We start from the raw sequence: 14654 nt of genomic DNA on the forward strand, positions 1-14654 counted from the left end.
TCAAGCCGCGAAACGGGCGAAGCGAAGGATAAAACACTCCCCCCTCATGGGCATCGGGGCAAAATTGGGAACTTCCCTTATAAGGTTTTTGGGTGGGTGTGCCCTCCCCGACCGACCCCAGGTCACTTCTCCCAGGGGCGTGAGGGGGAGGGCCCGGTCAGATTTAAGGTGAGGGTGATTTAAACTTGGCGCTCCTCCTCGGGCTCGCCTTTGCGTCTGCTCTCGTTCTTTATGACCTGAATCACGTAGTCTATGAACTTCCTGACCTCCTCGAGATCCTCCTCCGGAATATCCTGGATTTTCTTGTTCTTCGTCTTGTACGTCAGCAGCTTGAGGAGGGCCAGCCTTCCCAGCGCGGTTCTGGTTCCTATCTCCCCTTCCTTCCAGTCGTGCCAGATGGCGTTGGCTATGCCGTAGAACTCGGGAATGCTGTCGAGCCCGGGGTCACCGACGTCTATGACCTCCTTTCCGAGGTACTTGTAGCGCTTCTCCTTGTCCTCCTTCGAAAACTCCTTAGTCCTCTCCTTGATGTACGCGTGCACCATGGCCACCACCTCCGGGAGATAATTTGTCCTATGAATTTATTAACTTTTTGTTTCTAAATCCTTCCCAAAGGCTTATATTCACGCTCAGATTGAAATATTACAAAGGGCCGTGGCGGGAGCTGGCATGGGCATCGAGAATCTGATAGCCAAAGTGCTTGCCTCAGGTGCCGACCTGAGCACGAGGAGTGCCGTCAGGGCGGTTCTGTCCCTCATGGGCGAGGATGCGGAGCTGGCCGACCAGATATACGTCGAACTCAAAAACAGAGCCTACGCCGAGGATTTTGCAAAAGTTCCCCCCGAGAAGAGGGCTGTCTTCATTCCCCAGTGCCTCAGAAACTTCCGGGAGTGCCAAGCCGAGCTTGGGGAGTACGGCTTTGAGTGCGTTAAGTGCGGGCGGTGCCCGATATGTTCCATTATCGAGGCAGGGGAGAGGCTTGGTTACAGGCAGTTCTACATAGCCCCCGGAGGGAGCCTCGTCAAGAAGATTCTCAAGTCAAAGGTTCCGAAGGGAGAGATCAAGGCGGCGGTTGGAATCGCCTGCTGGCCGGAGCTTGCTGAGGCTGCCGAGAAGCTCTCCCATCTCAGAATCCCCCTCCAGGCAGTGCCCCTACTTCGTGCCGGCTGCATCAACACGCTCGTGGACGTCAAGCGCGTGGAGCAGGCCCTAAGCCTTGGCATAGGGTCTGGGGTGCGGGGGAGTAAGGTGCCCTCCATCGAGTCCAACCCTACCCCTGGTTTCTAATCTCGTTCCATATTCCCGCCATTATCAGCGCCGCACCCAGGTAGCCCTTGGCGCTTAGGATTTCCCCTATCGTTATGAACGCCGCTATGTGGCCGAATATGGGCTCCGCGGAGTAAATCAGCGCCGCCTTGTGCGCCCTCGTGTTCCTCTGGTGCTTTACCTGAAGTGTGAACGCTATCACCGTCGCGAAAATCGAGGTGTAGAGCACCCCTGCCCAAGGCAACGGGTCCGTGGGGAACGTGAACGGCTCGGCCACGAGGGCGAAAACCAGCGAAAAGACGAAGTTCCATGTTATCTGCCAGAAGGCTAAGCTTAGGTAGTCCCTTTCCCCGAACTTCTGAACGAGGACTATCTGGAAGGCGAAGCTGAGGGCGCAGAGGACGGTGAGCATGTCACCGTAGTTGAAGTTCAGGCTCGCCCCCGAGATGAGGTAGAGGCCGGTTAGCGCTATTGCGAGTGAGGCGGCATCCCTGAGCTTGAGCCTGTCCCTAAGCAGGAAGTAGGCTATGAAGGGCGTGAAGACGACGTAGAGGGACGTTATGAAGGCCGAGTTCGAGGCGGTGGTGTACTTCAGGCCGACTATCTGGAAGCCATGACCGAAGAAGAGGGTAAGCCCGAGGATGAAGCCCTCCTTAAAGGTCTCCCTCCTCAAAACCTTTGACCTGAAGAGTATGAGCATCAGGAGGGACGCTATCCCGAAGCGATACGCTAGGAATAGAATCGGCGGCAGGTAATCGAGGCTAACCTTCATCGCAGGAAAGGTAAATCCCCATATCGCTGTGATGCCGAGAAGCACTAGTTCGGAGCGGTTCATCGCGTTCTGTAGCACGGCCTCGTTTATAAGGCCTTCCCTTCGCATAAACCTGCATCTGCGCGTTTTCACAAGGGTTATATAGATGGAGTTCCAACATTGGTACTAGGTGTTCTAAATGGGTGACGAACGGGTAGAGCGAATATGGATTTTGATAACCCCGGACAAGTGCAGTGGCTGCAGGCTGTGTGAAATCGCCTGTTCCTTGGAGCACGAGGGATTGATATGGCCAGAAGCATCGCGTATAAGGATATACGAGCTTCTACCGGGGGTGAACATTCCACACACCTGCGTCCAGTGCCCGGATTATCCATGCGTTGAATCCTGCAACTTCGATTCCCTGAGCGTCGATGAAAAAACCGGGGCCGTGCTGGTGGATGATGATAAGTGCACCGAGTGCGGTGCCTGCGTTCTCGCCTGTCCCGGCAACGTCCCGAGGATTCCAGCCGGAAAGGGCAGCGTCGTAATCTGCGACCTCTGCGGAGGAAGCCCGAAGTGCGTCGAGGTCTGTCACGAGGCAGGTCATGATGCACTGGTTCTCGTGAAAGGCCAGTACCGCTCGGTTTACAGAACATTCGCCAGAGACCCGGTTGAGAAGAGCACCGAGCTGGCGAGGAAAATGTACGGGGAGGAGTTTCTGGGGTGATACCATGTACGGCTACGCTGGAAAGCTTCTGGACGTTGATCTGAGCACAGGAAACGTGAAAACCGTCGAGCTGGACGAGGGGATGCTCCGCTTCTACGGCGGCAGGGGGCTTGGCACGTACATCCTGTGGAAGGAGCTCGGGGAGAAGTGGGAACGAATCGACCCCCTAAGCGAGGAGAACCTCCTGCTGATCCTCACCGGCCCACTGACGGGCTACTACCCGGGGATAAAGACGGCGGTGGTTGCCAAATCCCCCGAGAGCAATGGGGTAGTGGGAAGCGTCCTCAGCAGCGAGGTGGGAATAGAGCTTAAGGCGAGCGGCTACGACGGAATAATAATCCGGGGAAGGGCAAAGGAGCCCGTCTATCTTTTCATCAACGACGACGAGGTTGAGATAAGGGACGCCTCGAAGTACTGGGGCATGGGTGGAGTGGAGCTTCACAAGACTCTGCTGAGGGAAGTTCACGACGAGCTGAGGAAGAAGGCCAAGCTGAGGGGCGTCCCGAAGGAGCCGGCGATGATGTACATCGGCAGGGGCGGGGAAAGGAAGGTGCGCTTCGCTGCCATAATGAGCAAGCTGATGCATGCCGCAGGCTACGGCGGCTTCGGTGCGGTGATGGGAAGCAAGAACCTCAAGGCCGTGCTCGTTAAGGGCAACAAGGCCCTGCCTGAAGTCCACGACAGAGAAAAGTTCCGGTCCCTTCTCCAGGAGTTCCAGAGGGAACTTCTGACGCTCACCACCTTCCGCCAGTGGGGAACGGGGGCAGGTGGATATAGCGTCGGCAAGGACCGCTCGAGCGAACCTATAAGAAACTGGCAGGAGGAGTACCACGACGACGAGAGGATAAGCGTCGTCAACTTCGAGCTCAAGGCCTGGATAAAAAAGTACTGGGCCGACTACGGCTGTCCCGTGAACTGCATGAAGATATCCTATCTCCGCTACGGCGAGTACAAGGGAGCTATAACCGACGCTCCGGACTACGAGTTGATGGCTTACGTGGGAACCAACCTCGGAATATTCGAGCCCGAGAAGGTCGTCTACCTCTCATACCTCGTCGACGAGCTCGGCTTAGACGGCATAAACGCGGGCAACGTCCTCGGCTTTACAGCGGAGCTTTACCAGCGCGGAATCCTGACGGAGGGGGACATCGGCTTCAAGCTTGAGTGGGGCGACGAGAAGGCCTTCGCAAAGCTCCTTGAGCTGATAGTTACTAGAGAGGGCGTCGGGGAAATCCTTGCCGAGGGAACTTACCGCGCGGCAAGGAGAATCTCCGAGATGAAGGGCGTCGATGCCATGAGATACGCAGTCCACGTCAAGGGCATCGGCGTCGGTGCCCACGGGATAAGGAGCGACCTCGACTACACGAGGGACATAAGCTACGCCGTCTCGGTTCAGGGAGGCGACCACACGGCAACGGCAGGTTTGCCGGCGAGGAGCTACGAGGGCGAACTCGTCAATGCCTTCTATGACTCGGCCGTTATCTGCATGTTCACGACGAAGCCGGGCTTCGAGAGAATCCTTGAGTTCGGAAACGCGGTTACGGGCTTTGAGCTGACGCCGGAGAAGTGGTTCAACGGAACCGGCCTGAGGATAATCCATCTCCAGAGGATTCTGCTCCTCCTCGGAGGACCCGACGTCCACTGGGGGCCTGAGGACGACGACAACCCGCCGAGGTTCTACGAACCCCTCCCGACAGGACCGGTCAAAGGCAAGGCCCCCACCAAGGAGGAGATGAGCGAGAAGGTTCGCCAGTACTACGAGCAGGTTGGCTACGACGAGCACGGGATTCCGAAGGAGGAAGTCTTAGAGGAACTCGGGCTTGGGGAGGCAAAGCGCGAGGTGAAGCGCATAAGGGAGCGCCTCGGCCTCTGAACGGTGGTCCCCATGAGGGTAACGCTGGTACTCTACGGGGAGCATGCCCTGAAGCACGGCTCTCGGAGGGAGCTTGAGGTCGAGGAAGGCAAAAGGGTGGGCGAGCTGCTTGGGGAACTGGGAATATGGACGGACGAGCACCACATCCTGGTGAACGAGAAGAAGGTGAATGAAGACCACGTCCTCAGGGAGGGCGATGTCGTCAAGGTGCTTCCCGTAGTTTACGGCGGCTCACTCGCCCGGCCCGTTGACGCAGGACATGTTCATGGACAGGAGCATCTCTACGTAGCCTGATTCGAGGTTTTTCTTTATCTTATCCGCCAATGCCTTGAACTCCTCAAGGGTGAGCGGTTTCTTTGTCTTCAACCATTTGATTTTCCCGTCGTTCTTGTCAAGGACCACTATCTCCCCCTCCGTGATGAGGGGCACGTAGTTCATCTTTATCCCGTACAGCTCCTCGGCGAAGGCCAGCTTCGCCCTCATGAGCTCGAGGTAGTTGGCCAGGTCTTCGCCCAGGATCTTCCTGAATTCGCGCTCCATCTTCCCACCGTTGGAATCTCAATGCACAGGTTTATTAATCTATCGGGCATATCTGGGTAAAAATGCCCTTAAAATTCTCCGAAATCCAAATAAGTGCTAGCGATGTATCACTCTCGGTGAGACAATGGAGATGAAGTACGCACACCACTTCCACGCCTACCAGCCCGGCGACATAGTTTACGTTAAAGACGGTGACGGCTCGGGGCCGATAGAATACGAGGAGAGGAAGAGCCCCGTCGCGATAAAGATCCGCGGGGAGGAGGTTAAGGGAGAGAACTGGACGAGGGCGATGCTCTACTCCTACGAGCACATAGCCGACACCCTCTCGCGCATGAAGGGGGTTAGCATTGACATAGAACCCTTCACGTTTCTGATGCTCCTCCGCTACCGCAGGAAGGCCTTTGGTGATGCCGTAGAGCTTCTGAGTAGGTTTGATGCCGTTCCTACAACGCCGTTCCATCCGATAGTTCCCCACCTCGACGAGTTTGAGGGGAGAATCCTTGCGAGGGTTTCCTTCGACTTCTACGCCCCGCTGATTGGGGATAAGCCCGTAATCGGCTACTGGCTTCCTGAGGCTGTGATAACGAGAAGAACGGCCCAGATAATCGAGTCCCAAACGGACAGGAAGCTGGTCTTCCTCCTCGACGAGAGACAGCTCCTCTACGACTTTCCCCAGGCGAAGCACTCCTGCAACCGCTATTCAAACTCCTTCGTCTTCGGAAGGGAATGGGGCATAAGCGACGCCTTCGCCTTCAACACCCTCGACGTCCCGGGTTTGGTCTCCGCTACCCTGTCCTACCGCGACGACCACAAGGAGAAGCTGGGCGTTCCCTACCTGATATTCACCGCCAGCGACCTTGAGAGCCTGCTCGGCAATCCGGCACAGCTCGACCGCTTTACCGCATGGATGGAGGGGCTTGAGAGGAACGGCGTCGAGAGGGTCTCGGCGATGGAGTTCGTGAGGAGGAAGCTCTCGGGCGAGTTCAAACGCTTGGACGGCGAGTGCTCCTTCGAGATGGGGGTTAAGGACTACTCCTCCTGGAGCGACTACTTCGACCTGAGCACGGACGGCAAGACGAGCGACTCCCGCTGGCTCGGTTACCGTAGGGCCGATGGAAAGGTCTTTGCGAGGGAGGTGAACGGCAGAAAAATCTCCCAGCTCTGGAAGGTCGCCTTCACTAGGCTCTTCGAGGGGCTCAACAGAACCGTCAGGCTGGGAGTTCTGAAGGGCCTTGCGGAGCTTGGAGCCGATGCCGAGGAGTTCCTAGTCCGCTACGCGAGGATTTTCTTCAGGGACTACTACGATTACTTCGGCATGGAAACCTCACTCGATTACGTGCTTGAACCGGCCAACGGCGAGGGGGACGCTTTAAGGCTCGGCAGGATTTATTACCTGATGCTCCTCGCCAACCACTCCTGCCCGCGCTTCTGGGAGAACTTAGATACACGCGTCGCCTTCGGCAACGTCTCGGTCATGGCGAAGGTCCTCGTTGAGCTGATGGAGTACTTCGACGGCAGTGAACTTCAGAGCCTCTTCACCGAGGCCTATCTAAGGCTCCTAAACTTCGAGAACCTCTACCACCTCTGGAACCTCGGAGCAATGCCCTCCCTGCAGGGCTGGGAGACGGGGGAGAAAGCGTGGCTCGATGCGTTAAAACCTGAGGTTCCCAACAGCGGTTACAACGTCGTGGCGAGGGCGGCCCTCTACGTTGGAAAGCGCGACCTGAGGGGCGAGCTCAAGAACCTGATAGGGCACTACAACCTCGACTGGGCCGTTGCGGATACCGGCCACATCTCGGGCGAGGTTCACGGTGATTGGGAGAACCGCGAATGGTGTGAACACAGGGAATGATGTGCTGCCCTCCCCGGGACGTTTGGTTATTTAATTTTGTTAGCCTAACCTTTAAAACTTGGGAACTCCATACAGAAACGACCCGGAGACGGAGGGGATGGTGTTGAAGGAAAAGAAACGCCGTGAGGAGGAGTTGTCCATCCTTGGTCCCGTGTTGATGAAGCTCGGTGGGAAGGAGTACCTGAGGCTCAAGCGCATACTCGAGGACGCGGAGAAGAAGGGGGTGGGTAAGAAAACCCTCTTGCTAGCCCTTCAGATTCCACTTCTCTCTGCTCAGGAAGAGGTAGGCCTCGTCCTCCAGCTCCTTCGGGACGTAGTCTAGCATTATCCAGGCGTCCCTGATGTTTTCCCTAACGCTTTTTCCCATGGCAACCTGGTTCTTCGCGAGGAGTTCGAGGATAACCTCCGCTATGTCTTCCTTCACGGTCTTTTCCGCGAAGAGCCTCTTCCCGATAATCCACACCCTCTCGTTCTTCCGGTAGAAGTCCTGGCCCCTCTCGGTGAAGAACTCGGGTCCGGGCTTTATCCTCACCTTTTCCCTTTCCCTCCTGTCCACCTCGAGCATTATGAAGGCTTTGCTGCCGTCATGTCCAACGTTCCAGCCGAGGACTTTGAAACCCTCCCTCGAGAGGGCCTTCTCAAAGCCCCGGGCGCTCCTCTCCAGCTGGGGGAGCAGGATGTCCTCCACAAGGTCAGGGACCCCAAAGACTAGCGTCACGAGGTGGGTTCCCTTCCTCCTCAGTTCGGAGAGGTAGTTCCCTCTTTTCTGGCCTCTTGGGAAGAAGAACCCCTCGGATGGATTCTCCAGGAACTGATGTGCCTTGAAGTAGAAAACCCCGTAGCGCTCCCAACTCAGGTTTGCCGCAACGTTCCTCCTCGGGTCAACGGGGTCGATGACTATCAGGGGCCTATCCGCCTCGGCCTCGCGCCTGACGGTTCTCATGGCTATCTCGTATTCATGCTTGAGCCAGTTTCCTGGGTCTATTATCTTCTGCCTCAGCATGAAATCGGCGTTTTTGAGGACTTCAAGGAATGAGCCGTACCTGATGATGAGAATCTCGGCAAGGTAACCGGAGAACCCGCGGATGTATATCTCGCTCCCGTAGGCGTTTATGCCCTTCAAAAAGCGCTTGAGGAGCCTCACTTCATCGTTCCTTCCGTTGAGGTTCTCAAGGACCCAGCGGTTGTGGAGTATTGAGCGGTCTACGGCCGTCTTCACGTCCCTCCAGCTCTCCACATCGTAGCATGGAACTATGTCGACCTTTACTCCCTTATATCTCGCCCTCACGTAGGGATGCTCGGCATAGGCGATTTCGTAGGAGCCGAGCCTCTCGGCGATGGTCTTGCCAAGCTCCAGACCCTTCTCGCGGAGCTCTTCCAGGGGAGTATCGGGGGAAAAAGCCAGGAAGAGGTCAACGTCGTGGTCTCCGGCTAAATACGTGTCCTTCGCGAGCGAGCCGACGAAGTATGGATTAACGTCGAGGCCCCGGCTTTCTATGGTTTCCTCAGCCAAACTCTTCAGTTCCCTCATCAGGCCTTCCACGAAGGCCCTCTCCTCGTCCGTTGGGCGTATTCTCTGGAGGACTTTTTGAAGCACGGCCTCGACGTCCATTCTCACACCTCACTCGGCCAGCTCGAACCTCGCAACGGTCTCGTAGATCGGCCCCTTCGGCGTAAGTGTGCTCTTCTTCAGCTCTATGGCCTCAACATCGAACTCGCCGAAGTCCTCGTTGGCTAGGTCTTTGAGCGCCATCGCCAGCTCGAGTTTGTCCCTCACGAACTTGACGCGGCCGATGGTTATATGGGCCACGAAATCCTTGTCCTTCTTGAAGCCCAGACGGCGCATCTCCCGCTCAACATCCTTCGCTATCGCATTTATCCCCTCGTCGTTCTCTATGCCTGCCCAGATTACGCGGACGTAGTTCGGGTTCGGAAAGACTCCTATCCCCTTGACCCTGGCGCGGTGCTTCTTGTGCTTCTTCGCTATCTCCTCCAGGGCCCTCTTGACTTCCTCTGCGGTGGCCTCGTCGATCTCTCCGAGGAACTTGAGCGTGACGTGGAAGTTCTCGCGCTCGACAAACTTTATCTTGGCCGATTTGCTCCCTATCCTCTCCTGGGCCTTCAGAAGGTTGTCGCGGACCTCGTCGTTAACCTCAATGGCTATGAACGCCCTCATATCACCACCGAGAAAAGTTGGGGGAGGAGGTTAAAGAGGTTACTCCCTGACAACGACTGGGAACTCCTCCCAGGGGAAGACTATCCACTTGTCGGTGCGGAAAACGTAGAAGTCGGGAACCACCTTCGTCCAGGGCTTCATGCTGAGGCAGGCGATTCTGACGTCTTCCGCTCCGGCCTTCTTGACCTCCTCGATGACGACTTCGAGGGTCTTCCCCGTGTCGCTGACGTCGTCGACTATGACGACCTTCTTGCCCTCCAGCGAGCCGTGGAGGGGTATCGTTATGACCGGCTTCTCCATCCTCTCGTCGATGTCCTTGTAGAACTTGACGTCGATGACCTTGACCTCCAGGTCACCGAGGATGTGGCTGAGTCTCACCGCCGGAATTAGGCCACCCCTCGCGACTCCGACTATGACATCGGGCACGAAGTTCTTTCTAAGCTCGTCCGCGAGCGAGAATATTGCCCTGTCCACCTGCCACCAGGTGAGGTAAACCTTGTCCATCTCAACACCTCCGAATAGCGTGAGCTCTGAAGGCCACAACTTAAGGCTTTCGGCTGATGGGTAGAAGTTAAAGTCCTTCGCTTAAAAAGCCTCCGTTGGCAGAAAAATGTCAAAATCAAGAAAAGGTGAGTGGGACTAACTGATGACGCACTTGCTCCAGCCGCAGCGCGGGCAGGTTGCGCAGCCGCTCTCCATCCTCAGCTCGACGAGTTCGCCATCGCTCTCGTAGCAGACCGGGCAGTAGGCAACGCCGAGAAGCTCCTTTATCTTCTCCTCGGGCACGTCCGGCTTCTCCGCGTGGTGCGGGTGCTCGTGCATCGGTTTTGCCGCGACGGGCCTGCTTATAGAGAAGGTTATGCCAGCGCTCTCGGTTTTCTCCTTTCCGTTGGTGCCGTTGAGTATAGCCTCAACGTTGATGAACTTAGAGAGCCAGGGCTCGGCCTCAACAACTGCTTTAAGCTTCTCGACCGCGTACTTGCTCGGCTTGGCCGGGACGCGCTTCCTCTTCTCTCCCTCGACGCTGTAGACCTGCACCGAGAGCGAGCCGTCGCGGTAGACGGTTATGCCCTTACAGCCGAGCTTGTAGGCGAGTAGATAGGCAGCTTTGACGTCCTCAACCGTTGCGTCGTTAGGCATGTTTATGGTCTTGCTCGCGCTGTCGGTCAGCCAGAGCTGGATGTTCGCCTGGGCCAGTATGTGGTCGAGCCAGTGGATGTCCATGGAGGTGACGAAGATCCTCTGCATGTCCTCTGGAATCTCCTCAAGGCCCTGGATCGAGCCGTAGTTGTCGCTTATCTTCCTGAGTATCTCGTCGCTCCACAGGCCGCGCTTCTTCAGCTCGGCCTCGAAGACGGGGTCGACGTAGTAGAACTCTCCAACGGTGACGCTCTTCTTGTAGACGAGCGCGAATATCGGCTCGATTCCGCTGGATGTGTCGGCTATCATTGAAACTGAGCCCGTGGGCGGGCAGGTCGTGGTCATTCCGTTCCTAACTCCAAACTTCTTGACCTCCTCGGCCAGCTCGTCCCAGGGGAGGCTCCAAATCTCGCGGTGGTAGAAGCCCTCGACCGGGAGCTCGCCGTCTTTGTATGCGGACTTCTCGTAGAGCGGGAAGGGTCCGCGCTTTTTGGCGGCCTCGACTGAGTATTTGTAGGCGTAGAACGTGAGGTACTCGGTGGCCTTCCTCATGAAGTCGTAGCCCTCTTTGCTGTTGTATGCTATGCCGAGCTTGAATAGCGCATCGGCGAGACCCATTATTCCAACCCCGATGCGCCTCGTCAGCTTGGTGTTGCGGTCTATCTCCGGCAGCGGGAACTTGTTGACGTCTATGGCGTTGTCGAGGTACTTGGCGACCTTCTGGATGACATAGGCGTACTCGTCCCAGTCGAAGTAGGGCTTGCCTTCCTCGTCGTACTTCACGAACTTTGCAAGGTTTATGCTCGCTAAATTGCACGATTCGTAGTCGTAGAGCGGCTCTTCTCCGCACGGGTTGGTCGCACGGATTTTCTCGCCCTTTGCGGGCTCAAGAACGTTCCTCTTGTTGATGACGTCGAAGAACACCACACCGGGGTCTGCCTTCGCCCAAGCCATGTAGGCGAGCTCCTCGAATAGGCTCTTGGGGTCTATCTCCTTGACCCTCTCGCCGGTTCTCGGGTTTACGAGCGGGTAGCGCTTGCCCTCCCTAAGGGCCTCCCAGAAGTCGGCCCAGATTCCGACGCTGATGTTGAAGTTGCTGAGCACGTTGGTTCCGACGTTCTTCTCCTTGGCGTGGATGAACTTCTCTATGTCCGGGTGCCAGACCTCGAGGATGCCCATGTTCGCTCCGCGCCTTACTCCTCCCTGCTTGATGACGTCGCTGACGGCGTCGATTAGGTGCATGAAGGAAACGGGACCGCTCGCGGCTCCTGTGGTGGTTCCTACGAGGTCTCCCTCCGGACGAAGCTTCGAGAAGTTCAAACCGGTTCCGCCGCCCATCTTCTGTATCATGGCAACGTCATGGGCTGCCTTCATTATGCTCTCCATGTCGTCCTCTATCGGCACAACGAAGCACGCCGAGAGCATTCCGAGAGGCCTACCGGAGTTGATGAGCGCCGGAGTGTTCGGCATGAATATCTGGCTCGTCATCAGCCTGAAGTACTCCTCCACCTCGTCCTCGTAGCGGTCGAAGGCGCCGTTTTCGAGCATCTTTATTACATCGTCTATTGGAACCTTCATCCGGCCCTTCTCGGCCAGCTCACGGTAGAGGTTGAGGAGCCTCTCGAAGTGGTACCTGTTGAGCTTGAACCTTCCGATGGAGAGCTTCCCCTCGTACTCGTCGAGGGTTCTCAAGTACTCTTCCACCCTGCTCAAGTCCTGCTCGTGGTTTCCTTCCCTATCAAAAATCCTCTCGTCGTAGAGCAGGTCAGGGATGACCGAGAGAACTGCGACGCGCTCGAAGAGCTCCCTGGGGCTCTCAACTATCTCTCCCTTCTCGTTCTTTATCAGGTAACGGGAAGCCAGAACGCGGAGGGCGTTGATGGAGAAGCGCTTGTCTATCTCGTCCAGCTTGTCCTTGTTGAGGATTTTCTTCTTCTCTTCACGGATCTCGGCCTTCTTCTTGCGGTAGAGGATGTAGGCCTTTGCAACATCGAAGAGGCCTGCGCGCATGAGTTCAAGCTCGACTATATCCTGGATGTTCTCTATGTGTGGGGTTTGACCGTCGTAGAGTTCGTTGACCCTCCTGACGACCCTTCTAACCACCTTGTTGAGGAGCTTCTCGTCGCGGACGCCGACTTCAAGCATTGCCCTTTGTATAGCCCATTTTATACGGTCTTTATCGAACGGGACAATTCTGCCGTCCCTTTTCATCACTTTTTCAACCGGCATATAAACACCCCTGACATACAGCTGTTTATCGTTGCCCCCATTAGTAGAAGCATCAGCAGAACTCTATGCCGGCCACTCCTACATATACCTTACCCCGTTGGAAGTTGCCGGGGTGACGAATTTATGCCCCGAACTTTGCCTCCCGGGTAAAGGGGTAGAAAAGGGGGATGTCGGATAATTTATCCAAATGTCAAAGGCCCTCGTAGACCAGCTTGAGCCTGTAGGCGTGTTTGAGCTCCTCCCCTGCCATCATTTTGAAGATGTGCCCTAAAGAGCCGTTCAGTATCTGGGAGAGCCTCGTGTAGAGCTCGTAGGCGTGTTTCTCCCTCACGAGGGCTTCGAGGACCAGCTCCTCAAGGCTCTTCGGCTTCGCCCTCTCGTCGCTCAGCATAGGTTCTAGGGAGAGGGATTCGAGGTAGTCTATGACCGCGGTTTCCTCCAGCGTTCCCTCGGAGAGCATCCTCTCGAGGGTTTTTCTGTGCCTCAGCTCCTCCTCGGCCATCAGCTGGAAGGTCTCGACGAGTTCGGGTCTCTCAAAGGTGGCGAAGGTCTCACCGAGCTTGTGGAGATTGTAGAGCTCGTTCTCCTGCCATATCAGTCTCTCCAGGAGTTCCTGGAGCCTCATTTCGATGCCTCCATGAAGGTCTTCAGGTAGTCGAGCAGTTCCTTAACGCTGGGGAGGGCTAGATCGGGCTTTATCCCGGTTTTTTTAACATCCTCCAGCGTGTTTACACCGGTTAGAACCATTACCGCCTTCATGCCGAAGCGCTTGGCGAAGACTATGTCAGTGTCGAGCCTGTCACCGACCATCCAGATTTCATCAGCTTTGAGCTTGCTCCTCGCTACCTCGTAGGCCGGCTCGTTGGGCTTGCCTATTATCAATGGCTCGACGTCGGTTGAGGCCTTCAGCGCGGCTATTATCGAGCCCGCGCCGGGGTAGATGCCCTCCTCGGCGGGATACGTTGTGTCCGGGTTGGTGCCGATGAACCTCGCGCCGTTCCTTATCGCCAGCGTGGCGTACTTGAGCTTCTCGTAGGTTAAACCGGGGTCGAGGCCGACGACGACGTATTTTACTTCCCTCCAAGCTCCTTTTCTGGCTTCATCGACGTCAACGATTCCCCAGCCGAGGCGCTCCATCTCCCGGTGAAGCCCCTCGCCGCCGATGACGAAAACCTTCCCGGGCTCGAAGTGCCTCTCCATGTAGAGCCTCGTGGCGAGGCCCGAGGTGATGATGAGGTCCTCGGGGACGTCGATGCCCATCGAGAGGAGCTTCTCGCGGTACATAACGGGGTCTTTGGTGGAGTTGTTGGTTAGAAAGATGAATGGAACGCCCGCCCCTTTCAGAAGGTTTATCAGTTCCCTCGCTCCCTCAACGGGCTCGTTTCCCCGGTACAGAACACCGTCCATGTCGAAGATGAGGGCGATTTTTCTCCGCATGGAAAAAGAATGGATGGAGGGTTTAAAAGTTCACTGCTCCGCGTTGAGCTTCATGTTGACGAGAACCCTGTCGGTCTGGCACTCGTTGCCGGCCTCCTTCGAGAACTCCACCGTCATGGTAACTCTCAGTATCTCGTCCTCCTTGAGCGGCCTGTCTATGAGTTCTATTTCCTTCCCGCTGAGTTCCTTCAGGCTCTTCCCCCTTACCGAATCGATTGTCCATGAATCGCCGCCTAGGTGTGCCTTCAGCTCCTTCACTATCAGGTATCCGCTGAGTTCTCCGACATCGGTCGTGTTGTCGACGGCCTTCTCCGCGGGACTCATCGTACCGTCCTCGAGGTCGCTGACGTGGAGAAGCATCGTCAACCTGGAGACGTCTATGTCCCCGCGGTTCTTGACGTAGAAGCTGAAGGTTCTCCCGTCGCCAGGTTTGAGGTTCGAGAACTCGAAGAGCCTGAGGTCGTTGTAGAACCTGCTTCCGTCCTTGCTTATGGCTATGTCGAACTCTCCGGAGCTTATCTCGTTGTTCTCCGAGAGGGCGACGTCGGTGAAGAGGGACTTGGCCGGCCCGGCGAGTATAACCAAGGCCGCGAGGAGGCCAATTGCTACAACTTCTGCATGTTTCATATTACACCACCCAAGATAGTATTCTCGGAAGGATTA

The 14654-nt window shown here is 56.4% G+C and carries 16 protein-coding genes; 6 read left to right on the forward strand and 10 right to left on the reverse strand.

The window, feature by feature from the left end:
- Window positions 1–179: 179 nt before the first annotated feature.
- A complete protein-coding gene (locus tag CDI07_RS09950; RefSeq protein ID WP_088181483.1) occupies window positions 180–545 on the reverse strand; it encodes a hypothetical protein in 366 nt (121 codons plus the stop codon).
- Window positions 546–669: 124 nt separating this feature from the next.
- Here CDI07_RS09950 and CDI07_RS09955 point away from each other — a divergent pair, with 124 nt between their 5' ends.
- Window positions 670–1287 (forward strand): DUF116 domain-containing protein, encoded by a 618-nt coding sequence (locus CDI07_RS09955; protein ID WP_088181484.1) that lies wholly within the window; start codon window positions 670–672, stop codon window positions 1285–1287.
- Here the strand turns inward: CDI07_RS09955 and CDI07_RS09960 are convergent.
- The gene (locus CDI07_RS09960; protein ID WP_088181581.1) at window positions 1271–2101 is read right to left on the reverse strand and encodes a DMT family transporter; all 831 of its coding nucleotides are present in this window, start codon (window positions 2099–2101) and stop codon (window positions 1271–1273) included. The two genes, CDI07_RS09955 and CDI07_RS09960, sit on opposite strands and share 17 nt — an antisense overlap.
- A 115-nt stretch (window positions 2102–2216) precedes the next feature.
- On the opposite strand from CDI07_RS09960, the gene CDI07_RS09965 reads away from it, so the two are divergent.
- From CDI07_RS09965 to CDI07_RS09975, 3 genes are read left to right on the forward strand one after another with little or no spacing between them, the layout of a single operon-like run.
- Complete coding sequence (locus CDI07_RS09965) at window positions 2217–2744, forward strand: 4Fe-4S dicluster domain-containing protein (RefSeq protein WP_088181485.1); 528 nt, start codon at window positions 2217–2219, stop codon at window positions 2742–2744.
- A 4-nt stretch (window positions 2745–2748) separates the two neighbouring features.
- Window positions 2749–4617, forward strand: coding sequence for an aldehyde ferredoxin oxidoreductase family protein (locus CDI07_RS09970; RefSeq protein WP_088181486.1), 1869 nt, complete (start codon window positions 2749–2751; stop codon window positions 4615–4617).
- Window positions 4618–4629: 12 nt separating this feature from the next.
- Window positions 4630–4911 carry a MoaD/ThiS family protein gene (locus tag CDI07_RS09975; RefSeq protein WP_088181487.1) on the forward strand — a complete coding sequence of 94 codons (282 nt, stop codon included), beginning with the start codon at window positions 4630–4632 and terminating at the stop codon, window positions 4909–4911.
- Here the strand turns inward: CDI07_RS09975 and CDI07_RS09980 are convergent.
- Window positions 4849–5157, reverse strand: coding sequence for a hypothetical protein (locus tag CDI07_RS09980; protein ID WP_088181488.1), 309 nt, complete (start codon window positions 5155–5157; stop codon window positions 4849–4851). The genes CDI07_RS09975 and CDI07_RS09980 overlap by 63 nt on opposite strands.
- A 124-nt stretch (window positions 5158–5281) precedes the next feature.
- Between CDI07_RS09980 and CDI07_RS09985 the strand changes: the two genes are divergently transcribed.
- The gene (locus CDI07_RS09985; RefSeq protein WP_088181489.1) at window positions 5282–7009 is read left to right on the forward strand and encodes a glycoside hydrolase; all 1728 of its coding nucleotides are present in this window, start codon (window positions 5282–5284) and stop codon (window positions 7007–7009) included.
- Window positions 7010–7067: 58 nt separating this feature from the next.
- Window positions 7068–7331 carry a hypothetical protein gene (locus CDI07_RS09990; RefSeq protein ID WP_145954997.1) on the forward strand — a complete coding sequence of 88 codons (264 nt, stop codon included), beginning with the start codon at window positions 7068–7070 and terminating at the stop codon, window positions 7329–7331.
- Here CDI07_RS09990 and cca read toward each other — a convergent pair.
- From cca to CDI07_RS10025, 7 genes are all read right to left on the reverse strand, one after another.
- The gene (gene cca, locus CDI07_RS09995) at window positions 7254–8621 is read right to left on the reverse strand and encodes a CCA tRNA nucleotidyltransferase (protein ID WP_088181491.1); all 1368 of its coding nucleotides are present in this window, start codon (window positions 8619–8621) and stop codon (window positions 7254–7256) included. The genes CDI07_RS09990 and cca overlap by 78 nt on opposite strands.
- Before the next feature lie 9 nt (window positions 8622–8630).
- The gene (gene thpR / locus CDI07_RS10000) at window positions 8631–9185 is read right to left on the reverse strand and encodes an RNA 2',3'-cyclic phosphodiesterase (protein WP_088181492.1); all 555 of its coding nucleotides are present in this window, start codon (window positions 9183–9185) and stop codon (window positions 8631–8633) included.
- 39 nt (window positions 9186–9224) lie between these two features.
- Entirely contained in the window at window positions 9225–9689 is a 465-nt protein-coding gene (locus CDI07_RS10005) for a phosphoribosyltransferase (RefSeq protein WP_088181493.1), read from the reverse strand.
- A 135-nt stretch (window positions 9690–9824) separates the two neighbouring features.
- Window positions 9825–12554 (reverse strand): adenosylcobalamin-dependent ribonucleoside-diphosphate reductase, encoded by a 2730-nt coding sequence (locus CDI07_RS10010; RefSeq protein WP_088181494.1) that lies wholly within the window; start codon window positions 12552–12554, stop codon window positions 9825–9827.
- Between the two features lie 190 nt (window positions 12555–12744).
- Window positions 12745–13179: a ferritin family protein gene (locus CDI07_RS10015; RefSeq protein WP_088181495.1), complete on the reverse strand. Its 435-nt coding sequence runs from the start codon at window positions 13177–13179 to the stop codon at window positions 12745–12747.
- Window positions 13176–13991: an HAD-IIA family hydrolase gene (locus tag CDI07_RS10020; RefSeq protein ID WP_088181496.1), complete on the reverse strand. Its 816-nt coding sequence runs from the start codon at window positions 13989–13991 to the stop codon at window positions 13176–13178. Before CDI07_RS10020 ends, CDI07_RS10015 begins: the two co-directional genes overlap by 4 nt.
- 30 nt (window positions 13992–14021) lie before the next feature.
- Entirely contained in the window at window positions 14022–14618 is a 597-nt protein-coding gene (locus CDI07_RS10025; RefSeq protein WP_088181497.1) for a TasA family protein, read from the reverse strand.
- Between the last annotated feature and the right edge of the window lie 36 nt (window positions 14619–14654).

It is taken from the genome of Thermococcus sp. 5-4 (assembly GCF_002197185.1).
Classification (GTDB): Archaea; Methanobacteriota_B; Thermococci; order Thermococcales; family Thermococcaceae; genus Thermococcus; species Thermococcus radiotolerans.